The organism is Citrobacter sp. CK195 (genome assembly GCF_030333365.1).
Classification (GTDB): Bacteria; Pseudomonadota; Gammaproteobacteria; order Enterobacterales; family Enterobacteriaceae; genus Citrobacter_B; species Citrobacter_B koseri.
Window position 1 is genome coordinate 92,272 of the sequence record NZ_JAOWGB010000026.1, and the last position, 21,551, is coordinate 113,822.

General features: G+C 54.8%; 18 protein-coding genes and 1 pseudogene. All 19 read right to left on the reverse strand.

Features of this window, described 5'->3' with window-relative positions:
• Nucleotides 1-3: 3 nt before the first annotated feature.
• Entirely contained in the window at nt 4-1,224 is a 1,221-nt protein-coding gene (wcaL, locus tag OGX93_RS18050) for a colanic acid biosynthesis glycosyltransferase WcaL (protein WP_047462621.1), read from the reverse strand.
• Nucleotides 1,221-2,501 carry a colanic acid biosynthesis pyruvyl transferase WcaK gene (gene wcaK / locus OGX93_RS18055; RefSeq protein WP_012131717.1) on the reverse strand — a complete coding sequence of 427 codons (1,281 nt, stop codon included), beginning with the start codon at nt 2,499-2,501 and terminating at the stop codon, nt 1,221-1,223. The genes wcaL and wcaK overlap by 4 nt, the downstream gene beginning before the upstream one ends.
• Before the next feature lie 109 nt (nt 2,502-2,610).
• A complete protein-coding gene (gene wzxC / locus OGX93_RS18060; RefSeq protein ID WP_219936850.1) occupies nt 2,611-4,089 on the reverse strand; it encodes a colanic acid undecaprenyl disphosphate flippase WzxC in 1,479 nt (492 codons plus the stop codon).
• Nucleotides 4,090-4,098: 9 nt separating this feature from the next.
• Nucleotides 4,099-5,493, reverse strand: a complete 1,395-nt coding sequence (gene wcaJ, locus OGX93_RS18065) for an undecaprenyl-phosphate glucose phosphotransferase (RefSeq protein WP_047462612.1) — start codon at nt 5,491-5,493, stop codon at nt 4,099-4,101.
• 54 nt (nt 5,494-5,547) lie between these two features.
• Entirely contained in the window at nt 5,548-6,918 is a 1,371-nt protein-coding gene (gene cpsG / locus OGX93_RS18070; RefSeq protein WP_012131713.1) for a colanic acid biosynthesis phosphomannomutase CpsG, read from the reverse strand.
• Nucleotides 6,919-7,066: 148 nt separating this feature from the next.
• On the reverse strand, nt 7,067-8,503 hold the full coding sequence (gene cpsB, locus OGX93_RS18075) for a mannose-1-phosphate guanyltransferase (protein WP_286449162.1): 1,437 nt from the start codon (nt 8,501-8,503) through the stop codon (nt 7,067-7,069).
• Nucleotides 8,504-8,506: 3 nt separating this feature from the next.
• Nucleotides 8,507-9,730: a colanic acid biosynthesis fucosyltransferase WcaI gene (wcaI, locus tag OGX93_RS18080; RefSeq protein WP_153257712.1), complete on the reverse strand. Its 1,224-nt coding sequence runs from the start codon at nt 9,728-9,730 to the stop codon at nt 8,507-8,509.
• Nucleotides 9,731-9,816: 86 nt separating this feature from the next.
• Nucleotides 9,817-10,290, reverse strand: a pseudogene (locus OGX93_RS18085) (GDP-mannose mannosyl hydrolase); the annotation flags it as partial.
• A gap of 2 nt (nt 10,291-10,292) precedes the next feature.
• Nucleotides 10,293-11,258 carry a GDP-L-fucose synthase gene (fcl, locus tag OGX93_RS18090; RefSeq protein WP_047462602.1) on the reverse strand — a complete coding sequence of 322 codons (966 nt, stop codon included), beginning with the start codon at nt 11,256-11,258 and terminating at the stop codon, nt 10,293-10,295.
• A gap of 2 nt (nt 11,259-11,260) precedes the next feature.
• Nucleotides 11,261-12,382, reverse strand: a complete 1,122-nt coding sequence (gene gmd / locus OGX93_RS18095; protein ID WP_012131708.1) for a GDP-mannose 4,6-dehydratase — start codon at nt 12,380-12,382, stop codon at nt 11,261-11,263.
• A 23-nt stretch (nt 12,383-12,405) separates the two neighbouring features.
• Nucleotides 12,406-12,960, reverse strand: a complete 555-nt coding sequence (wcaF, locus tag OGX93_RS18100; protein WP_047462599.1) for a colanic acid biosynthesis acetyltransferase WcaF — start codon at nt 12,958-12,960, stop codon at nt 12,406-12,408.
• 15 nt (nt 12,961-12,975) lie between these two features.
• Nucleotides 12,976-13,722: a colanic acid biosynthesis glycosyltransferase WcaE gene (wcaE, locus tag OGX93_RS18105; RefSeq protein WP_012131706.1), complete on the reverse strand. Its 747-nt coding sequence runs from the start codon at nt 13,720-13,722 to the stop codon at nt 12,976-12,978.
• Between the two features lie 12 nt (nt 13,723-13,734).
• On the reverse strand, nt 13,735-14,955 hold the full coding sequence (wcaD, locus tag OGX93_RS18110; RefSeq protein ID WP_286449163.1) for a colanic acid polymerase WcaD: 1,221 nt from the start codon (nt 14,953-14,955) through the stop codon (nt 13,735-13,737).
• Nucleotides 14,930-16,147, reverse strand: a complete 1,218-nt coding sequence (gene wcaC, locus OGX93_RS18115) for a colanic acid biosynthesis glycosyltransferase WcaC (protein WP_286449164.1) — start codon at nt 16,145-16,147, stop codon at nt 14,930-14,932. Before wcaC ends, wcaD begins: the two co-directional genes overlap by 26 nt.
• The gene (wcaB, locus tag OGX93_RS18120) at nt 16,144-16,632 is read right to left on the reverse strand and encodes a colanic acid biosynthesis acetyltransferase WcaB (RefSeq protein ID WP_214318762.1); all 489 of its coding nucleotides are present in this window, start codon (nt 16,630-16,632) and stop codon (nt 16,144-16,146) included. Before wcaB ends, wcaC begins: the two co-directional genes overlap by 4 nt.
• Nucleotides 16,633-16,634: 2 nt before the next feature.
• Complete coding sequence (wcaA, locus tag OGX93_RS18125) at nt 16,635-17,477, reverse strand: colanic acid biosynthesis glycosyltransferase WcaA (protein WP_024130193.1); 843 nt, start codon at nt 17,475-17,477, stop codon at nt 16,635-16,637.
• A 114-nt stretch (nt 17,478-17,591) separates the two neighbouring features.
• A complete protein-coding gene (gene wzc, locus OGX93_RS18130; RefSeq protein WP_286449165.1) occupies nt 17,592-19,754 on the reverse strand; it encodes a tyrosine-protein kinase Wzc in 2,163 nt (720 codons plus the stop codon).
• 2 nt (nt 19,755-19,756) lie between these two features.
• The gene (gene wzb, locus OGX93_RS18135; RefSeq protein WP_012131700.1) at nt 19,757-20,200 is read right to left on the reverse strand and encodes a low molecular weight protein-tyrosine-phosphatase Wzb; all 444 of its coding nucleotides are present in this window, start codon (nt 20,198-20,200) and stop codon (nt 19,757-19,759) included.
• 5 nt (nt 20,201-20,205) lie between these two features.
• A complete protein-coding gene (locus OGX93_RS18140; protein ID WP_012131699.1) occupies nt 20,206-21,345 on the reverse strand; it encodes a polysaccharide export protein in 1,140 nt (379 codons plus the stop codon).
• Nucleotides 21,346-21,551: the final 206 nt, after the last annotated feature.

The window sequence follows — 21,551 nt, forward strand, 5'->3', positions numbered from 1 at the left end:
GGTTTACATCGTTTGCAGCAGGCTGGCTAACTGTTGATTAATCACCTGCTGATTAAAATCAGCCTCAACTTTTTCACGGGCGCGTTGTACCACAGGCCGCAACGACTCGGTGTCGATGCGACTGAATGCCGCCAGTTGCTCCGCCAACGCCTCAGCATCATTTTCAGGCACCAGCCAGCCCGACTTACCGGCATCCACCAGTTCAGGGATTCCGCTGTGAACGGTTGAAACCACCGGCAGCCCGACTGCCATCGCTTCCATCAGCGCCACCGGAATACCTTCCATATCGCCATCCGTACCGGTGATAGACGGCAGCAGAAACACATCCGCGTCATCCAGCATCTTTTTCACTTCATGGCTGGGCTTAAAACCGGGCATCTCAATCACATCATCAAGCTGGTACTGCTCAATCAATGTGCGCAGGCGTCTCTCCCACGGCCCCATGCCCAGGATGCGATAACGGAACGCCACCCCCTGCGCTTTGAGCTGTCGGCAGGCCTCAATCGCTACGTGCAGTCCTTTCTTCTCGGTTAATCGCGCCACGGAGATAATCTCCAGCGGCGTACCCGGCGCTTTTACCGGACGGTGAGTAAAGCGCGTCATATCGACGCCCATCCGCGAGACCGCAATTTTCTCGGGCGGGCACCCCATCGTTTTAAGGCGTCCCGCCCATAATTCACTGATGGGCAGCATGAGATCGCCACGCTGGAACAGGCGCTGATATTCAGGCGTGTAGTGATTGAGTACATCGCGGTGCGATACATCAATACCGTGAAAAACGGTGGAGATTTTGCCTTTGATCACGCCTAGTTCCCGCAACTTCGCCGCCGTTACACCCGCCGGGCCAAAATGGGCGATAAAAACATCCGCCTGGAACATTTTTGGCGTCAGCCCGCAGATTGCTGACAGAATCAGGTTGCGCGCTTCATCACCGTAACGCGAAACATTCAGCGCCTTCCAGGTCGATGCGCGCGTACCGCCACGCAAAGACGCAATGGCGCGATAGCGCAGCTTCGCCAGCTTACCTTCCGGCTCATCCAGCAGCCAGTGCGTTTTTTCACCCAGGCGGTAGGTGTCATACGCCGCATGCGTGTTCTCAAGGTCGCCTTTATGCAACGCGACAATTTCCACCTCAAACCCCATATCGATAAACGCGGTGATCTGGTTCAGCACGAAGGTCTCTGACGACAGTGGGAACTTCAGTAAAAAGAAGCTGACCTTCATTTCCCCTCCCCGATACGGGTTAATACTGACTGCACCATGCGAAAGCCCTGTTCACGCTCGCGGTTTACGGCGTCCGCCAGTCGCGCGTTGAGCGCGGGCAACTGCCCCAGCGTATCGGCCACCATCGCTTCCAGGCTGCCGTCCAGCAAATGACGAATGTCGATCGCCATTTCAGGCAATCCCAGCTGTTGCATAATTCCGGCAGATTTGTGCTCATAATTAATGGCAATCGCAGGGGTCGCGAAATTCATGGAAATAATGGCGGAATGCAGGCGCGTGCCCACGGTCAGTTCACAGGCGCCGAGGATTTTCCCCATTTCAAGATCGTTGAGTTCGTCCATTACCACATGGTAACGATCCGGGTCGCTGACGTGCTGGCGCAGGTTTAACGCCACCATGCGATCGTCTTTGTTATAGCTGTCGATACCGGTACAGGTTGACAGCGCAATCACCTGATAGCCTTCCTCAAGGATACGGTTCACCACGCCAGCAAACGCCTTCTCGTAAGCCTGTTGGGTGGTTCCCAGACGCTTATCGAATGGCGCCAGTTCACGCAGCGTAATCGCAACCGTCTTTTGCTTTCCGGCAAGGGCTAACCAGTGCTGAACGGCATAACCCGGTTCAAAATCGTCATTGTGATGATCAACCAGCCAGGCGGTATCGACCCCCGCTTCAACTTTCGTCGTGGTGATATCGCTACGCTTCATCAGCTCCAGACTGACTGATTCACGCAGAATCAACGCATCACAATGACCAAAGACGTAATTCGCCAGCGTGTTGAACTGCTCGTCCTGGAAGGGGCCAACGCTATGACCAATCATATACAGCGGCTTCTTCGCCATAAAAGTACACAACGCATGTTCAAACTGCGGCACACCGTACAGATCGACGAAAAACGAGCCCCCGACCTGGATAATGGCGTCATAACCGGATAACAGACGCACGAAGTCGGTAAACCCTTGCGCAATGGCAATATTGCGCAGCTTGCCGGTATCGGTGACGCGGGAGAGCAGTACCTGATGCTGATAGCGGCGACGCAGCACTTTTTTCACACGCCCCATCACGCCCGCCGCGTTATTGTGCTGTTTCATCTGCGAATAGAGCGGATCGCCCATCACCGGGCGATTCAATAACCAGGATGAGCTCACCGGATAGCGACTCATCACATCCACTTCTGCGTCAGGCTCAAGACGGTTAATGGCATCCAGCAGGCCGCGCAAAATTGCGCTGTCGCCACGGTTGCCGCAGGTGTGGTTGCCCAGGATCAGTAATTTCATATTTGCCCCTTAAAATCGTTGCCGGATGGCGGCTGTCGCCTTATCCGGCCTACAGCAAAATCAATTCATAGGCCGGATACGACGCGTAAACGTCGCCATCCGGCAAAAGTTATCCTGCGCGAAGCAGTGTTTTCATTTTTTCGCTACGGCAAAACTGGCGCTTCATCTCCACCACCAGCGGATGGCGCGAAAGCACAATCATCACGGCGAAGGCCAGCGCACCCACCACGATTTGCGTTGCCAGCAGTACGCTCAGCGGCAGATGTCCATTCAGCGCAATCCCCAACCCATAGCTCACCGCCAGGGTAGGTAAAGAGAGATAAAACGGTAGCCACAAACTAAGGATGTACTGGCGGTAACTCGACCCCAGCACCGGTTTAATCATGACGAAATAGCTCAGAACGGTATTGATGATCTGCACCAGCAGGAAGCCCAGCGTCACGCCTGTCGCCCCCGCCAGATGGCCGCCAACGATAATTGCCGGAATGAACAGAAAGGTTTTGAACACATTGAATTTGAAGCTGATATCGACGCGCGCTTTCGCCATCAGCAACGAACCAATCGGGTTGCCGACAGAGCGCAACAGCCCCACCACGCACAGCAGTTGCAGCACCGGAATGATGCTGTTCCACTTCTCGCCAAAAACCAGCGGTACAAAATTATTCGATACCACCATCAGACCGAGCAACGCGGGAAAATTAATAATCCCCACGACCGACAGCAGCTTGTAGAAATTGACGCGCAGCTTCTCCGTATCATCCTGAATTTTGGCGAACGCCGGGAACAATACGCGGGTAATGATCGGGTTAAGCTTCATTGGCGGAACCACCGCCACGTTATAAGCAAGGTTGTATCCCCCGGCGACGCTCGCGCCGAGAATACGCGCCAGCACCAGCGTCGACAGGTTAGTATTGACGTAATTGATGATGCTGTCCGCCGTCAGCCATGCGCCAAAGCGCAGGTTCGACGAAACAGACGCCAGCGAAAAATGCAGGCCGGGGCGGTAGATCTTCCGGCCAAAATAGCCGAACAGCAGCGTACGGACGGCGCTGTTGACCAGATAGCCGAGGATCGCCGTCATCGCCAGCGGCCAGAAATGGGCGCTGACCACGGTAAAGGTGAACCCCGCCAGCACCGAGCTGGTCTCGATCATGCCTATTTTGTTAAATTCCAGCTCCTTTTGCATCAACGCGCGAAACTGTTGCCCGTGAGGGATCACCACAAACGCCAGCGACAGGGTTTTAATCAGCGGCGCCAGATCGGGGTTATGCAGCACGTTGCCGATCGCGTCGCTAAGCAAAAACACCACAACGCACACCGCCAGCCCTAAGCCAACGTTCAGCCAGTACAGGGTGGTGAGTTCGAGGTGGCTTATCGTTTTACGCTGGATAATGGAGTTGGCAATACCGAAGTCCGACAGCGTATCGGCGAGGGCGATAATCACCAGCGACACGGTCAGCAGACCAAACTGGTGATTATCAATAATCCGCGCCAGCACGGTCATCTGAATCAGTCCCAGCCCGATGATGATAACCGTAGCGATCGCCGACCACTTCGCCCCACTGATGGTTTTTTCTCGTAAGCTCATGATCGTTCCTCAGTACGCCGCTTTATTCACAAAGCCTTTGAACACCGTCAGAAAAACAATCTTGATGTCAAACCACACGCTCCACTCACGGATGTACTCCAGATCAAACTCCACGCGCTTTTCCATTTTCTCCAGCGTGTCGGTCTCGCCGCGCCAGCCGTTGATCTGCGCCCACCCCGTAATGCCGGGTTTGACTTTATGGCGCAGCATGTAGCCTTCGATAAGCTGGCGATACTGCTCGTTATGCGCCACCGCGTGCGGGCGCGGCCCGACGATAGACATGCCGCCGGTCAGAACGTTGATAAACTGCGGCAGTTCATCAAGCGAGGTACGGCGCAGAAAATTCCCCACGCGGGTTACACGCGGGTCGTTTTGCGTCGCCTGCGTCACCACTTTGTCGTTTTCCATCACCTTCATGGAGCGGAATTTCCACACTTTGATCGGCTTACCGTCCATGCCATAACGGGTCTGGCGGAAGATAATCGGCCCTGGCGAACTGAATTTGACCGCCAGCGCAATGCAGCACAGCACCGGAGAGATCAGCAGCAGAATCAGCGACGCCAGCACGATATCTTCCGCGCGTTTCAGCAGACGATTGATCCCTGACAGCGGCGTGTCATACAGCGGCACGACCGGCACGCCGCTTACCTCTTCAATGCGCGAGTGCAGAATATTGAAGGTAAAAACATCCGGGATGAGGATGACCGAGCAGGTAGTGTCCGCCAGAGCGCGCACCAGTTTTTTTACCTGCGCCCCGTCACTCATCGACATGGCGATATAGACGTTATGAATGCGTGAGGCTTTGGCATCCTCAACCAGTTGTTGCAGATTTCCGGCCCAGTCAGAAGAGACGCCGCCCGGTTTCGGATCGTAGTAAACGCCGACCACTTCAAAACCCAACCACGGCTCCTTGCGGAAGCTGTCCAGCAGCGACTGACCGGCAGGAAGATCTCCCGCCACCGCCACCCGGCGCGTGTTGTACCCACGGTTACGCAGCCATCCGGCTCCGTAGCGAATGAACGAGCGGCAGACCACCAGACCAACGCTGGAGAGCGCATACCACGCCAGCCAGACGGTAAGACGGTTATCAAAGTCGTTATTGAAGGCAATCAGGCCCGCGCTGAAGACCAGACTCAGCGTCCAGTTTTGCAGCAGCAGCGCCAGTTCCGTCGAAATCTTCACGCCGCGCCAGGAACGGTAAAAATCAGTTATGCCGCCCAGCATCTGAAAAACCACCAGCGTGATCAGCGCCACCAACAGATGCATATACAGGAAAGGCAATCCGCTCAGCTTGCAGACAACCCATAACCCGCCAAACATGATGGTGATATCCGAAAAGCGTTGCACCATAGAGATTAACGATGCATTGGTTTTGGCTCGCTCGCGCTTTTTTAGATTTGTCATCGTTGTTCCTGTTATTAGCCCCTTACCCGTCGCCGGGTAAGGGAAGAACCGACATTACTGATTCAGCAACGTCAGCAGGGTTCGCGTTCGCGCTTCCATCAGCGGAATGTCGCCGCGTGATTCCACGTTCAGCCGCACCACCGGTTCAGTATTGGAAGAACGCAGGTTGAAGCGCCAGTCGGCAAACGACATGCTGATGCCGTCAGTTCTGTCCACCGTCAGCGCTTCACGCGCAAAGTGTGCTTCCACCCGGCTGATGGCGGCCGCAGGCTCTGCCAGTTTGCTGTTGATTTCACCGCTGGCCGGGAACGCCGCCATCCGGTCACGCACCAGTTCCCCCAGTGACTGCCCTTTCAGACATACCAGCTCCGCCACCAGCAGCCACGGGATCATCCCGCTGTCGCAGTACGCAAAATCACGGAAGTAGTGATGGGCGCTCATTTCGCCACCGTAGATAGCATCTTCATGGCGCATACGTTCTTTAATGAAGGCATGACCGGTTTTCGACATCACCGGCGTGCCGCCCGCCGCCGTCACCACATCAACAGTGTTCCAGGACAGACGCGGGTCGTGGATGATCTTCGCCCCCGGGTGTTTCTCCAGAAATGCCTCCGCCAGCAGGCCGACAATGTAGTAGCCCTCAATGAACTGCCCTTTCTCATCAAACAGGAAGCAGCGGTCGAAATCCCCATCGAAGGCAATGCCCATATCTGCGCCGTGTTCAATAACGGCGTTGCGGGTGTCATCGCGACACTCCGGCAGCAGCGGATTAGGGATGCCGTTCGGGAAGTTGCCGTCCGGCGTGTTGTGGATTTTGATGAAGTCAACCGGCACGCCCTGCGCCTTAAAGCGGGCTTCAATGGCATCCACCACCGGGCCTGCCGCGCCGTTGCCGGAGTTGATGACCAGCTTCAATGGCGTGAGATTGTTGACGTTGATGTAGCCGAACAGGTGGTCGATGTAGGCGTCACGCAGATTGATCTGCTTATAGCTGCCGCGTCTGGCTTCGTTGACCGGTGGAAAATCATTGGCTTCCGCCAGACGCTGCACGTCGCGCAGGCCGGTGTCGCCGCTGATGGGGCGCGCGCCCTCGCGCACCAGTTTCATACCGTTGTAGTCCATCGGGTTATGGCTGGCGGTCACTTCAATACCGCCATCGACGCCCAGATGGAAGGTCGCAAAATAGATCTCTTCCGTGCCGGAAAGGCCGATATCCAGTACGTCAACGCCCGCATCCTGCAACCCTTTCGCCAGCGCCAGTTTCAGCGACTCGCTTGTCAGGCGCACATCGCCGCCCAGCACAATGGTTTTCGGTTGCAGGAACTCGCCGTAAGCGCGGCCAATACGCCACGCGATATCCTCATTCAACTCTTCGCCCAGCCTGCCGCGAATATCGTAGGCTTTAAAACAGGTTAATTTCGTCATGTTTTTACCCTTCTTCAGGCAACAGTTGGCCCTGACTCTCGTAAGAGCCTTTTTCAATTTTTGTTTTATTGCCCGGTGACGCTACGCTTACCGGGCCTACGGACCTGTCGGCCGGATAAGCAACGCGCCATCCGGCAACTTACCGGGCTTACACCCGCCCGTAGCGATCGGCGAAGCGCACCACGTCGTCCTCTTCAAGGTACGAACCGGAGCGGACTTCAATCAGGTCGAGCGGAATTTTTCCCGGATTCTCCAGGCAGTGGGTCGCCCCCAGAGGTATGTAGACAGACTCGTTTTCACCGAGCAGTTTGATTTTGCCGTTGATGGTGACTTTTGCCGTCCCTGCAACCACCACCCAGTGCTCAGCACGATGGTGATGCATCTGCACGGAGAGCCCCTCGCCGGGTTTAACGGTAATACGTTTCACCTGATAACGGTCGCCAGCGTCGATAGAGTCGTATTTGCCCCACGGCCGGTAGACTTCACGGTGGATATGGTGCTCATGACGCCCGTCAGCTTTAATCTGCTCCACCACTTTTTTCACATCCTGCACCGCATTGCGATCGGCAATCAGCACCGCATCTTTGGTCTGTACAACCACCAGGTCTTTCACCCCGACGGTCGTCACCAGGCCCGACTCCGCATAAACGTAGCTGTTTTCCGTTTTATGGCTAATAACGTCGCCGTGATGCACGTTTCCCTCGGCGGTATGCGCGCTGATTTCCCACAGTGAAGACCAGGAACCCACGTCGCTCCAGCCGGCATCCATCGGCATAACCACCGCATCCGCCGTGCGCTCCATCACCGCGTAGTCCACCGACTCTTCCGGGCAGGCGAGGAACGCCTCTTCATCCACGCGGATAAAGTCGAGGTCGGGGTCAACGATGCTCATCGCGTTTTCGCAGGCGTCCAGAATATCGGGACGGTATTTTTTCAGTTCTTCCAGATAACGCCCGGCGCGGAACAGGAACATCCCGCTGTTCCAGTAGTAGTCGCCGCTCGCCACGTAGGCCTGCGCGGTTTCAAGATTGGGTTTTTCGACAAACTGCGCGACGTCAAAAGCGACCGCGTCTTGCTCGCCGGGAGAGACATCGCCGCGACGAATATAGCCGTAGCCGGTTTCCGGCAGATCCGGCACGATGCCGAACGTGACCAGCTTGCCCGCTTCGGCATACGGAATGGCGTTACGCACCGCGTCGCGAAACGCTCCTTCATCAGCGATGACGTGATCGGCCGCCAGTACCAGCATCAGCGGATCGCCTTCCGGGCTGTGGCGTTTCGCCGCCAGCGCCGCCAGCGCAATCGCTGGCGCGGTATTGCGCCCGGCAGGTTCGAGAATAATGTTCTCCGTCAGTTTGTTTAGCTGGCGCAACTGTTCGGCGACAATAAAGCGGTGCTGCTCATTGCAGATCACCACCGGGCTTTCGCACTCCACGCCGTTCAGACGACAAATGGTCGTTTGCAGCATGGTGAGATCGCCCTTCAGGCAGAGAAACTGTTTTGGATAAAGTACACGAGAAAGCGGCCATAAACGGCTACCCGAGCCACCCGCCATCACGACCGGATAAAGTTTACGTTGACCCATGATTTATCCCCGAATATCTGTAATAAATTGACGTAACACGTTCTCTTTATCGAGCGTGCGTTCGGCATATTCGCATGCCACCGTGTTGTTCTCAGGCATGGCAAGCGCCTGGGTAATCCCCGTCACCAGCGCGTCGACCGACTCCGGTTCCACGCAAACGGCAATGCCGGGATAGTCGCGACAAAGCTGGCCGAGTTCGGTTTCCGGTTCAGCGGTGATCACCGCGTTGCCGCCCACCGCCAGAATATTGGTCAGTTTCGACGGCAAAACGGCATCCGCCGCGCCGCGCTTTTGCACCACCAGATGGCAATCGCCCATCTTCAGCAACGCAGGTAAGGCTTCATAAGGCTGAAGCGGATAAAATTTGACGTTATCCAGGCCGCGCTCATGGGCCATTTTTTCCAGCCGCGCTTTACCGCCGCCCTGCCCGACAATGACAAACAACCAGGGGCGATCGGTAAGACGCTCAGCGGCGTCGATCACGTTCTCAAGCCCTTGTTTTTCACCGATATTGCCGGAGTACAGAATGATTTTTTTATCATCCGGCAACCCCAACGTCTGGCGTAAGCGGGCCGCATCGCTAGCGGTCACGTCGCGAAAACGCGCCACTTCCGACCAGTTAGGGAAGAAAATCACCTTGTCTGCCGCGACCCCTTTCTCCTGCGCTTTATTCATCATTGAGCGGGAGATGGTGGAGATGTTATCGACGTTGTGCAGACCGCTGCGCTCGAACGCGGCGGCCAGTCGGGCAACCTTACCGCTCTTGCCTTGCCCGGCCAGCCCCAGACCGAGCATCGCATCCACCTCGTAGTCCTGAATATGCAGCAGCGTGCGCGCGCCGGAGAGTTTCGCCAGCAAACGCATACCCGGCGTGCAAAACAGCGTCGGCACCACGCCGATAATCCGATCCGGCTTCCAGCGTCGCTGCGCCATCAGCGGGAAGAAACTGCTCAGGGCGAAACTGCCCAGGTGCAGCAAGCGTTTCAGCGTCGATGGCTGCGTCGGAACATATAACGGGCAGCGCCAGACGGTAGCCGCCCCCTCTTCCCGGCGATAACGCCAGGAGGAATACTGCTCGCCCACTTTCCACTGCGGGTAATAAGGCGGCGCGGTGATCACCCGAACCTCATGCCCTTCACGCGCCATCCACTCCACCATCTCGCCGGTGTATTTACCGATGCCGGTTAGCTCCGGCGAGTAGTTGATGCCGTACACAAGGATTCTCATACGCTTCATCCTTCAACCTGACTCTGCGTTGGCTGCATCTGCTCACCCCTGCCGCCTTGATTCAGGCTGAATGATTTCGTGTAACATCCAGGCACCCCGGACTGACGATCCGCGAGGAAGTACGCCCGACTGTTGTCGTGAACGCTGGCGCTTGCCAGAAGCCGCTCAGGCGTCTGCCAGCGATAATCTTCATGTTGTTCATCAGGCAGATGCAGATCCGCCTGATTCACCTTCAGGCGAAAACCAAGCACAACGTAATGAGTGGTAAAGTCTTCGCCGGAGAAGTTATCGTCATAGAAGTGCTGCCAGACGCCATAAAACGCGCCTGCGGACAGCGGTAAACGCAGCCCCAGTTCCGCCTGAGTGAGACGCTCAAACGCTTTTTCCAGCGTCTCATCCTTCTGCACGCGCCCGCCCGGTACGAACCAGTAACCCTGCGCAGGGCGATTGGTGCGCTTGCCCAGCAGGAACTCGCCGCGCTCATTCTCCACGATCAAATCAATGGAGATCAGCGGCGTAGAGCGCACGACGGTAGCGAAATCTTCCTGACGTAAAAACATGTTTACCCCCGGAACCGGTGCTGGTTCTCAAGGAACCACTGGTAAGTGCTGGCAAGCCCGGCCTCCAGCGACACCTCGTGATACCAGCCAAGCTGATGCAGGCGCGTTACGTCGAGCAGTTTGCGCGGCGCGCCGTCCGGTTTCGTGGCGTCAAACACCACCCGCCCTTTGTAGCCCACGACCTGAGCGATCGTTTGCGCCAGCTCCCGAATGGTGCAATCCACACCAGTACCGACGTTGATGTGCGAGAGCATCGGCTGCGTGTTCTCCTGCCACACTTCGCGATCCAGCTCCATCACATGGATGCTGGCAGCGGCCATATCATCCACATGCAGGAACTCGCGCATCGGTGTCCCGCTGCCCCATACCACTACATCCGGCGCGTTCTGCTCGGTCGCTTCATGGAAGCGACGCAGCAGCGCGGGAATGACGTGCGAATTACTCGGGTGGAAGTTGTCATGCGGCCCGTACAGGTTGGTCGGCATAACCGAGCGGTAATCGCGGTCAAACTGGCGATTCCAGGACTCGCACAGTTTGATCCCGGCAATTTTTGCGATGGCATACGGCTCGTTGGTTGGTTCAAGCGACCCTTGCAGCAGTTCGCTTTCCGCCATCGGCTGTTTTGCCAGTTTGGGGTAGATACAGGAGGAACCGAGGAACAACAGCTTGTTCACGTTGTGCAGATGCGCGGCGTGAATGATGTTGCTCTCAATCATCATGTTCTCGTAGATGAAATCGGCCGGGTACGTATTGTTGGCGACAATACCGCCCACCTTCGCCGCCGCCAGATAAACCTGGTCAATGCGTTCTTCAGCGAAGAATGCCTGTACCGCCCGGCTGTCCAGCAAATTCAGCTCGTCGCGGGTGCGGAGCACCAGCTCCACATCCTCGCGCTGCGCCAGCTGTCTTACGATGGCGGAACCCACCATCCCGCGATGGCCCGCCACAAAAATACGTTGTTTCATCATCCTCAGGACTCCAGCGCGATGGCAACCTCGTAGCCATGAGATTTCAGCAAGGAATGTTTCTTCGCCGCCTCCAGGTCTTTCGCGACCATTTCAGACACCATCTCCTGGAGTGTGATCTCCGGTTTCCAGCCCAGCTTCTCGTGCGCTTTTGACGGGTCGCCCAGCAGGGTTTCCACTTCCGCAGGACGGAAGTAGCGCGGGTCAACGGCGATAATCACATCACCCGGCTTCACGCCCGGCGCGTCATGACCGGTGACAGAAACGACAATCCCTTTCTCTTCCACGCCTTCCCCTTCAAAGCGCAGTTTGATTCCCAGCTGTGCCGCCGCCATTTCGACGAACTGACGCACGGAGTACTGCACGCCGGTCGCGATCACGAAATCTTCCGGCGTCTCTTGTTGCAGCATCATCCACTGCATCTTGACGTAGTCTTTGGCATGGCCCCAGTCACGCAGGGAATCCATGTTGCCGAGGAACAGGCAGGACTCCAGCCCCTGAGCGATATTGGCAATCGCGCGGGTGATTTTGCGGGTCACGAAGGTTTCGCCACGACGCGGAGATTCATGGTTGAACAGAATGCCGTTACAGGCGTAGATGCCGTAGGATTCGCGGTAGTTAACGGTGATCCAGTAGGCGTACAGTTTGGCGACGGCATACGGAGAGCGCGGATAAAACGGCGTGGTCTCTTTTTGCGGAATTTCCTGCACCAGACCGTACAGCTCAGAGGTGGAAGCCTGATAGAAACGGGTTTTCTTTTCCAGGCCCAGGAAGCGGATCGCCTCCAGCAGACGCAGCGTACCCAGCGCATCCACGTCGGCGGTGTATTCCGGGGACTCAAACGAAACCGCAACGTGGCTCATTGCCCCCAGGTTGTAGACTTCATCCGGCTGCACTTCCTGCAAAATGCGGGTCAGGTTGGATGAGTCGGTCAGATCACCGTAGTGCAGGTGGAATTTCGGGTTGCTGGCATGTGGGTCCTGATAGATATGATCCACGCGTTCGGTATTGAACGAAGACGCGCGACGCTTGATACCATGAACCTCGTAACCTTTCTCCAGCAGAAGTTCCGCCAGGTAAGAACCATCCTGCCCGGTTACGCCAGTAATGAGAGCGACTTTTGACATTTTATTTTCCTCAAATAGTCCCGTTAGGGAGTAACTTTCTCAACGCGCTCGCGCGTTACCACTGCGGGATTGCCACGGCAGATTGTGTTTGCCGGTAGCGATTTAAAAACACTGCTTCGCGCACCAACGACGGTGCCGTCGCCTATCGTTACGCCGGGAGCGACAAAGACATCCGTCGCCAGCCAGCATTTCTCGCCAATCACAATTGGCGTGGCGTTAATATCAAAATGGGCGCTGGCATAATCATGACTGCCGGTACATAAATAGCTTTTCTGCGAAATAACAGAATGTGCGCCAATCGTAATGTCACCCAGCGTATATAAAACGGCGTCATCGCCGACCCAGGCGTAATCACCTAACGTCAATTTCCACGGATACGTAATTTTTACAGAAGGTCGGATGACTGCGTTTTTTCCTATTTTTGCGCCAAACATCCGTAATAAAAATGCGCGCCAGCGATACATCACCTGCGGCGACCAGCTAAATAACGTCGCCTGCACCGCCCACCATAATTGCACTTTTATTGCATTGCCGCCCCGGAACCCTTTCGGCACCGAGAAGCCGCTTAAATCCTGCATCATTTTTCCTTATATTCAGGCTTTGTTATATAAGGCTTTTGCTTTGCCTGTCGTTTTCAGACGTAGTAAATAAGATAATTCCGCCCAGAATCCGGGGACGCGTAATATTTTACGCTGCACGTTTTTTGCATCCCGGCATAATTCCAGATTGTTTGAGGTTGACACGCCGCCCATAGAAAATTCAGACACCAACCCTTTGATTCGACGGAAAGGATAGCCTGATTTATAAAGACTGGCTGCCAGCGCGTAATCAGATGACACCTTATATTGCAGATCGTATGGATGTTTTTTCAGCCCTGCGGTCGGGAAGAAAATAGCCTGATGGCTGGCGGGTAAGCTGTGGTAGATATACCAGCCATGTTTGGCGCTTCGTCGGGTTTTATTTCCTTCACCAAAATCCAGCAACGCGTCGCCAATGTACATCGCGTCATCATTTTTTCGCCCCAGTTGACGGACAAAATCGGTGACATCTTCATGAAACACATCGCCGGAATTGAGGAAAAGAGTATAGCGCCCTTGCGCCATCGCAATGCCTTTGTTCATCGCGTCGTAAATGCCGCGATCCTTTTCACTTACGAAGCGTAAGTTAAACTCACCGTTGAGTTTTTCCAGAAACTGGGCGGTGCCGTCATCCGAACCGCCGTCCACGACAATCCATTCAAAGGTCAGGCTGGGATCGCGCGCCAGGTTGCGCAGCGAGCGCCAGGTGTTTACCACGCCGTCGTAATTACGAAAGGCGACAGTAACGACGCTAAGTAACATAAAACCACCTCGTCATGAATTCGTAATATTTAGCGCTTTGCGCAAAATAAAAGGACAAACGATTAAAAATGCATATTCCGGGCTAAATATCGAACCGGTAAAAAACAACGATACCGGCGTAAAGAGATAAAGCTGCACCCGAAAATTCTGATTATCGCCAAACGCATTCAGCGTCAATTTTAAGATTTTCCACATGTACCATGCGGTCAATAACACCGCGAACCATGAGAAATAAATAATCAGCAGATACAGGCCATTGTCTATTGTTTTTCCGACATCCGCACCGTTAAAAATTCCGAATGATGCGACATATTCATAAAGTGAGCCAAATCTGACTACGCCATCAATATGGGTCAACGAATAACCGACCATCACTAATGGCCCAACGATACGATAATACGATGACGAGCCTTCCGTTCCTAAATCTCCAAGACGTTCAGCGATATAAGGAAAAGCAAAAACCACACCGACTAAAAATACGCCCAACGAAATAATCGCCAGTGGCAATTTTTTCCTTATCGCATCCTTATTCAGATACTGAAATGCCCACTCCAGTAAGTAAAACAGGATAAAGGTCATTACCCCTGAAAATGATCCTGATAATATTATCCCTGCCAGAATCATAGCATCGGTCTTAGGGGTTTTGATACCAAACTGTTTGATGCTGAGCCAAATTGAGATTAACGCCAGAGCAAAAAACGCCGGTTCAAAATAGAGCGCAGTGGTTCGCTTGCCGCCAAATTTAATAAAATTCAGCACATAGCTATTACTGTAAATAAGATATTTCGAAATTCCTTCCATTAAACTGCTGCCGCCAGTGAGAATGATCTGCGCCATCTCAACTGCCGCCAGCGCCACCACAAACGCCACCACCATATAGAAAAAACGTAATATCTTGCGGTAGTTATGCGGGGAAACGGTTTTAAAGCGAATACTCCACACCATGCCGATAATGATGACGATGTAAACAAACAGCATCGTCGAGGTGACATACTTGCTGGCATCCAGCGACTGACCGAACAGGTAGTTAAACGCCGTCAGCCCTGCCCCCACGCCCAGCGCAATCATCAATTTTTTAATGCTGATGCGCTCAATGAACAACAACAGCAAAACGGGTAAAAAGGTGACGATGGTGATGGGGAAGCTTTCGCCCAGTTGGGCAATTTTGACGTTGACCAGCAGGTAGATCAGCGGCAGCAGCAGGTAACTACAGATTCTGATAGAACGAGACATACTCCTCCAGCATCTGTTGTCCGCTGTATGCGGTGCGGCTACGCTCGCAAAAGGCCTCCAGCGAGGCGCCAAATACGGCCTGGGCAATGTCGGATTTGCTCATCTGCACCAGGTTAAGCACCTCGTCTTCACTGAACGTTCGCCCGCCCGATTTTGCCAGTACCTCCTGCGCCGCGTCGCTGTGCGTGGCGATCACCGGCACGCCGATAGATAACGCTTCACACAAAATCAGCGGGTAATTATCGACCCGGGAGCTGAACACCAGCGCATCCATCTGGTTAAGGGCGCTCATCAGCTTGCGTTTATCGGTTTCAAAGCCGTGATTCACCACGTTCTCACCGTCGAAGGGGGAAAACTTACCGAAGGTGTGCAGCTCAATGTTGTTGCCTGCCGCCATCATGTCGCGCACCAGCTGTTGGTTTGTTTTGCCGTCATAGCGCAGATCGTGCGCCACCACGGCAATTTTCGGTTTGCCCTGGCGCTCGCTCACCGGCGACAGTTCGGACAGAATCGCTTCGGTCGCCACATCAATGCCATTATTGATAATGCGACAACGCCCTGCCCCGTACAGGCTGTTAAACGCCTCCGCCACATGCTGGCTGGGCGAGATAAACTGACAGCCCAACGAGAGCATCTGCTGAAACAGCTGCCGCTTGCCCACCACCAGCTGGTGCGCTCTGTCCACTTTTACCGGCGGATAATTGGTCAGCGTCGGGCATTTCTGGCAGCCGCTTTTCCAGCCTTCACAGCCGTCGGTAAAGGCACAGCGTCCGGTCACGCTCCAGTGATCGTGCAGCGTCCAGACCAGCCTCACGTCCGGCTTGTGGTTTTTCACCTTCTCGCAGAAAGCGACAACCTCCGCCAGATTCAGCCAGTAGCTGTGCAGCACATGAAAATGCAGCACCAGCGGGCCGGATGTCCGGGTCACTTTGCGGTACAGATTATCGAGATTGCCAAAAAGGTCGCGGTTAAACAGACGAAACAGCGCGATATTGGCGACCGATGTCAGACGCGGCGTCTGTTTAATCACATGCGGATAGTTGCTGTGGCTGACGCTTTTCTTCCCGCCTTTGCCATAGCCATAGACAAAGTGCGAGGTCAGGCCTTTTTGTAGCGCGCGCAGGTGCAGGTCTAATGCCACGCCCGCCGCGCCGCCTTCCGCCAGTCGAACATTAAATTGCAGAATATTCATTTAATTACCTTCACTCGCGCCTTCTCTCCCACTACCAGCGCGTTATCGGGAACCGTGTCGAGCACCACGCTGCCCGCCCCGATAGTCACGTTATTGCCGATGGTGATATTCCCCAGCAAAATGACGTTAGCGCCCAGCTCAACGCCGTTACCAATGACCGGGCACGCCAGGCTGTCGCCGCCCCGGTTGCCGATAGTGACGCCATGACGCACGGTGAAGTCGTCGCCCGCGACGACATGCTTATTGATCACGACGGCATAACCGTGATGGATGGTGAAGCGTCGGCCGATGGTTGCGGCGGCCTGAATTTCGTAACCAAACAGGCATTCGGTCATCAGGCGGTACAGCACCAGCACCGGCACGGCCCACAGGTTATTCAGCACATTTTTTTTGCGCCAGACGGAACAAAAATGGGCGACGCGGTAGGCCAGCACCATGCAGCACGGGCGCAGACTCCAGCTGTTTGCGCGTAGATCCTCCAGCATCCTTAACGCCCCCGCAGTCCGTCAGCCAGGCGTTTGCCGTTACGCACAGAAAACAGCGTCAGCAACGTGCGCCAGGTCATTCGCTTATTGCGGATCTGGTACAGCGTAAACAGCTGATACTTTTTGCTGGCGCGGTCGAATTTGTCTTTATGCTTGCGGTAGAAATGAAAGTAGCCGGAGAATTTTTTCGGCGAGGAGGTGATCTGCATTTCACCATGATTGATGTGCAGAATCTGCGTCGCCTCTTCCACTTTCCACGGTTCGCCGTACTCAACCACCATACGCAGGAAAATATCGTAGTCCTGCGCGGCTTTCAGTTCGGTATCAAACAGGCACTCTTTAAAGCGCCAGGCCCAGGTAAAGACCTGATTGCCAATGATATTGCGTTTATAAAAAAGACGGCGTGAGTACGGCGATTTCGGGTACAACGGCAGACTGGCCGGCTGCGAGTAAACCTCGCCTTCGCAGACATAGTCATTGGCGTATAAAAACGCGTGCGTTACCAGCTGATGCTTATGTTCAAGGAACACGCTCAGACGGTTCGGCGTCCATTCATCATCATCATCGATCCCGGTGATGTACTGCCCTTTCGCCTGCATAATGGCCTGATTACGCACCGCGCAGGCGCCGGAATTGATCGCATTGTGGGTGTAGCGCACGCGCGGGTCGTTTAACCCTTCAACAAACTGCTGCAACTGCTCATACGATGAGGAGCAGTCATCCACAATGATCATTTCCCAGTGGGTATAGTCCTGGCGCAGCACCGATTTAATCGCGCGAATCGCCAGTTGCTGCCGATTCCAGGTTGGCATGTAGATCGAAATCAGTGGGTTGTCTATTGTCATTCTCATTCCCCGGATAGTGTCGGATGGCGGTGTAAACACCTTATCCGGCCTACAGTCACCAGCAATTTTGTCGGCCCTGTAGGCCTGATAAGCGCAGCGTCATCAGGCGACTTATTATTTTGAATCCGACTTGTATTCGTACTCGTAGTAACCGTAATCCTGATAACCGGTCGCCCGTCGGAAGATGGAGTTGAGGATTACGCCTTTTACCGGAATACCGTTCTGCTCAAAGCGGCTCAGGCTGGTTTCCACCTCTTTTAATGTGTTAACGGCGTAACGCGCCACCATCAGCGTGGTGCCGACATGCCGTCCGACGATCGCCGCATCGGTCACCGCCAGAATCGGCGGCGTATCGATTAAGACCAGGTCATAGTGCGCGCTGGCCCAGGCAATCAGTTCGCCAAAGCGCTCGCTCATCAGCAGTTCCGACGGGTTAGGCGGCACCTGTCCGCGCGGCACCAGATCGAAATGCGGGATGGAAGTGGGTTTAGCGCAGGAGGCGATATCCCCTTTGCCCACCAGAATGTCGGACAGACCATTCACGTTGTTGGTGCCCAGCAGCTCGTGGGTATAGCCTTTACGCATATCGCAGTCGATCAGCAGCACGCGTTTGTTGGTCTGGCTGATGACCGCCGCCAGGTTGGCGCAGACAAAGGTTTTGCCGATAGACGGGCTGACCCCGGTCAACATCAGCGCATTGTTTTGCGCCTGCATCATGGCGAAATGCAGGCTGGTACGCAGGCTACGCACCGCCTCAATCGCCAGATCGGTTGGATTCCCCACCGCCAGCAACTGGCTCTGTTTGTAGCGTTTAACGCCCTTAATCGTTTTGACGTTATCGCGCGCTTTCTGCCACTCCGACAGCGGAATGCTGGCATAGACGCTGATGCCGTGTTCTTCGAGCACCTGCGGACTTTCAATCCCACGGTTAAACAGCGAACGCAGCAACACGCCGACGATAGAGAGCATCAGGCCAAGAATAATGCTGCCAAGAATAATCAGCGCTTTTTTCGGCTTCAGCACGCCCGGCTGGGCAATCGCCGGGTCAACAATACGCACATCCCCGACGGTGCTGGCCTCGGTGATCTTCAGCTCCTGCTGCTTGTTCAGCAGTTGCATATAAACCTGCTGACCGGATTCGACGTCGCGCGTCAGACGCACAATTTCCTGCTGTGTTTTCGGCATTGCCGTCACGCGCCCGTTCAGTTTGGCTTTTTCATCTTCCAGCGCTTTACGTTTTTCCAGCAGCGTACGGTAAGCCGGATGCGCTTTAGTAAACAGCTTGGAGATTTCCGCCTCTTTGAAGGTCAGTTCGTTAAGCTGGGCGTCGATATTCACCATCGAATCCAGCACCGCCTTGGCCTCCAGCGGTAAGTCCACGGAGTCTTTATCCTGACGGAAGGCGTTGAGTTTGTTTTCCGCGACGTCCAGGCGACTGCGCACTTCCGGCAACTGTTTCGCCAGGAACGCCAGACTTTTCGCCGCTTCCGCAGATTTCCGCTCAACGTTCTGTTCGAGATAGTTGCGGGTGATGCTGTTGAGAATATCGCGGATCTGATCCTTGTCTTCACCGGTGAAGGCCAGGCTCAATACGCCGGTATCTTTGCCGTTTTCCGTCACAGTCAGGTTGTTTTGCAGATTGTTGATCATCCCAAGCGTGGAGAATTTAGTGACGGTAAATTCACTGTCCGGGCGGGCATGGATAGCGCTCACCATCATCGTCACGCCATCTTTACTCAGCAGTTGCCCGGCCTGACCGCGCGCGCTAAAGCCGCCATCGCTGGTCAGTTCGTAGGTTTTGTCACTCAGCACGTTAAGCGTGAAAACCTGCTCGCCCATCTCTTTTGGACGGGTGAACGTTGTCACTTTCACCGTCTCATTCTGCCGCCCCATCAGGCGCTCCCAGCCTGCGCCAAACAGCGGGAAGGTGTTTTTGGTGACGGAGATATCCAGGTCGAGATCGTCAACGGTTTTCCCCAGAACCAGACGCGACTGAATCAGCTGAATTTCCGCTTCTGATGCCGGCGGTTTATTGGCCAGCGCAGAGCCAATATCCTGCACCAGCGAGTTACCGGTATTTTGCTCGATTTGCACCAGCGCGTCGGCGCTGTAAATCGGCGTGGCGAATAGCGTGTAAATCACCGCGCACAGCGCAAATACCGCCGTAATGCCAAGCACCCACCAGCGCGCTTCAATGACGGTTCCCACCAGACGACCGATATCGATTTCATCACTGCCCGTTACCGGAGCGGCAAGCTGTTTTACTTTTTCTGTCATTGTTATACCTGCTCTGCGTTCAATGCCTGCGCCCATTGGCGAGCAGACCTTTCAAGTAATGTGTACACCGCTTCAAACGCCTCGCGACTTTTGCGATACGGGTCGGGTATTTCACGCTCGCTGTCCCAGTGGCCGAACAACATCACTTTCCCGCGCATCTCTGGCGCCATCTCGCACAGTCTGGCTATATGGCGTTTTTCCATCGCCAGAATCAGGTCATAATCCCGGCACATACGCCCGGAGATCTGGCGAGCGCAATGACCTTCAAGAGAGAGGTTATGCGCCGCCGCCACGCTGACCGCCGACCGGTCGGCGCCCCTTCCCACCAGCGCGCCCAACCCGGCGGACTCCACCGTTAACGACGGGTGATAACTTTTCAGCAAGCGCTCTGCCGTTGGGGAACGGCAAATGTTCCCCACGCAAACAACTAAGATTTTGTTAAACATGACGTTTACCAGTTATGAATGTCGCTGGCCGTATCCGTCATATAACGGACACCGCTGATGGTCGGCAGCAACTGATTGATCAGACGGTTCCAGCGCGCAACCGGTGCGGTCGTGACGTACACCACATCGTAAGGTTGCAGTCGGAACTCCGTCGCCATCACCAGAGAGGTGGCATCAGACATATCAAGCTGATAAATATTGGCGATCTTGCCATTGCGTCCGCCCTCGCCTTTCAGCGGTCGAATCACGAAGATGCCGCTGGCATTGGAGGTGGTCAGGTCGATACCTTCCGCCGTACCCAATGCTTCGGTGAGCGTCATACCGCTGAAGTCCATTTTGAGGGTGCTCTGTTTCTTCACTTCACCCATCACGAAGACTTTCAGATCGTCATTACGCGGTACAAACAGGATGTCGCCGGGGTAGAGCAACCGGTTCTGGCTGAGATCGCCGTTTTGCATCAGCGCCTGCAAAGAAATTCGCTGCTCCTGGCCATTGTGCGTCAGCACGACGTTGCGCCAGTCGGCGTTTTCGGTCAGGCCGCCGGCGGCGTTGATGGCATCAAGAACGGTGAGCGGCACGTTGGTGATCGCCTGCTGGCCGGATTTATTCACCTGCCCGGAGACATACGCCTTCTGCGAGCGGAAAGCGGCGATATTAACGTCCACCTGCGGGTCAGCAATGTACTTCGCTAAGCGCCCGGTAATATCACTGCGAATTTCACCCAGCGTTTTGCCCACCACAGTCACTTTGCCGATGTAGGGATAAAACATGGTGCCATCGGGTTGAACCCAGTTGCCGGTATCACTGGAGCTGCGGTACTGCCCGGCGGGCGTGGTCAGTTCCGGGTGATCCCAGACCGTCACATTCAAAACATCGCCTGGGCCGACGCGGTACTGGTAGCTTGAGATCTCCTGGTCCAGTGACATATTGGGCTGCGCCACATTTGGACGTGGTCGTAATTGCTCCACCAGGCGCGGCGTCAACGGATAGACATTCACCATACGGTCGAGATCAAAATCAGCGTCTTGCTGTTTGATCACGTCTTTACCCATCGTAGACATATTGCTGCCCGGAAGTACTGTGCAACCACTTATCAAGGTTACCGACACCAATAATGGCATCAATTTCATTTTGGATTTCATCATTGATTATTTATCACTTTGGCAGAGTAATTATCCCGTGCAATTTAAATAGCGACTTCGCCTGTACACATTTACATTGCAGTTAATTGAAAAGAAATTTAACTGGCATCAGTCCTAAAAAATTTGGATTCATCCGTAGGCTATTGACAGAATAATTCAGACTTGTCACCAGGTTATCAGACACGCTACCGCCCTTGGATTTTTAGCTA

What these genes read in the sequence shown, in the direction of transcription:
- cpsG (WP_012131713.1), bottom strand. Translation starts at nt 6,918, where the DNA reads ATGACGAAATTAACCTGTTTTAAAGCCTACGATATTCGCGGCAGGCTG.
- wzb (WP_012131700.1), bottom strand. Translation starts at nt 20,200, where the DNA reads ATGTTTAACAAAATCTTAGTTGTTTGCGTGGGGAACATTTGCCGTTCC.
- cpsB (WP_286449162.1), bottom strand. Translation starts at nt 8,503, where the DNA reads ATGGGTCAACGTAAACTTTATCCGGTCGTGATGGCGGGTGGCTCGGGT.
- wcaE (WP_012131706.1), bottom strand. Translation starts at nt 13,722, where the DNA reads ATGTTACTTAGCGTCGTTACTGTCGCCTTTCGTAATTACGACGGCGTG.
- wcaA (WP_024130193.1), bottom strand. Translation starts at nt 17,477, where the DNA reads ATGACAATAGACAACCCACTGATTTCGATCTACATGCCAACCTGGAAT.
- wzxC (WP_219936850.1), bottom strand. Translation starts at nt 4,089, where the DNA reads ATGAGCTTACGAGAAAAAACCATCAGTGGGGCGAAGTGGTCGGCGATC.
- wcaC (WP_286449164.1), bottom strand. Translation starts at nt 16,147, where the DNA reads ATGAATATTCTGCAATTTAATGTTCGACTGGCGGAAGGCGGCGCGGCG.
- wcaB (WP_214318762.1), bottom strand. Translation starts at nt 16,632, where the DNA reads ATGCTGGAGGATCTACGCGCAAACAGCTGGAGTCTGCGCCCGTGCTGC.
- wcaL (WP_047462621.1), bottom strand. Translation starts at nt 1,224, where the DNA reads ATGAAGGTCAGCTTCTTTTTACTGAAGTTCCCACTGTCGTCAGAGACC.
- OGX93_RS18140 (WP_012131699.1), bottom strand. Translation starts at nt 21,345, where the DNA reads ATGATGAAATCCAAAATGAAATTGATGCCATTATTGGTGTCGGTAACC.
- fcl (WP_047462602.1), bottom strand. Translation starts at nt 11,258, where the DNA reads ATGATGAAACAACGTATTTTTGTGGCGGGCCATCGCGGGATGGTGGGT.
- wzc (WP_286449165.1), bottom strand. Translation starts at nt 19,754, where the DNA reads ATGACAGAAAAAGTAAAACAGCTTGCCGCTCCGGTAACGGGCAGTGAT.
- wcaD (WP_286449163.1), bottom strand. Translation starts at nt 14,955, where the DNA reads ATGTCTCGTTCTATCAGAATCTGTAGTTACCTGCTGCTGCCGCTGATC.
- wcaJ (WP_047462612.1), bottom strand. Translation starts at nt 5,493, where the DNA reads ATGACAAATCTAAAAAAGCGCGAGCGAGCCAAAACCAATGCATCGTTA.
- wcaK (WP_012131717.1), bottom strand. Translation starts at nt 2,501, where the DNA reads ATGAAATTACTGATCCTGGGCAACCACACCTGCGGCAACCGTGGCGAC.
- wcaF (WP_047462599.1), bottom strand. Translation starts at nt 12,960, where the DNA reads ATGCAGGATTTAAGCGGCTTCTCGGTGCCGAAAGGGTTCCGGGGCGGC.
- wcaI (WP_153257712.1), bottom strand. Translation starts at nt 9,730, where the DNA reads ATGAGAATCCTTGTGTACGGCATCAACTACTCGCCGGAGCTAACCGGC.
- gmd (WP_012131708.1), bottom strand. Translation starts at nt 12,382, where the DNA reads ATGTCAAAAGTCGCTCTCATTACTGGCGTAACCGGGCAGGATGGTTCT.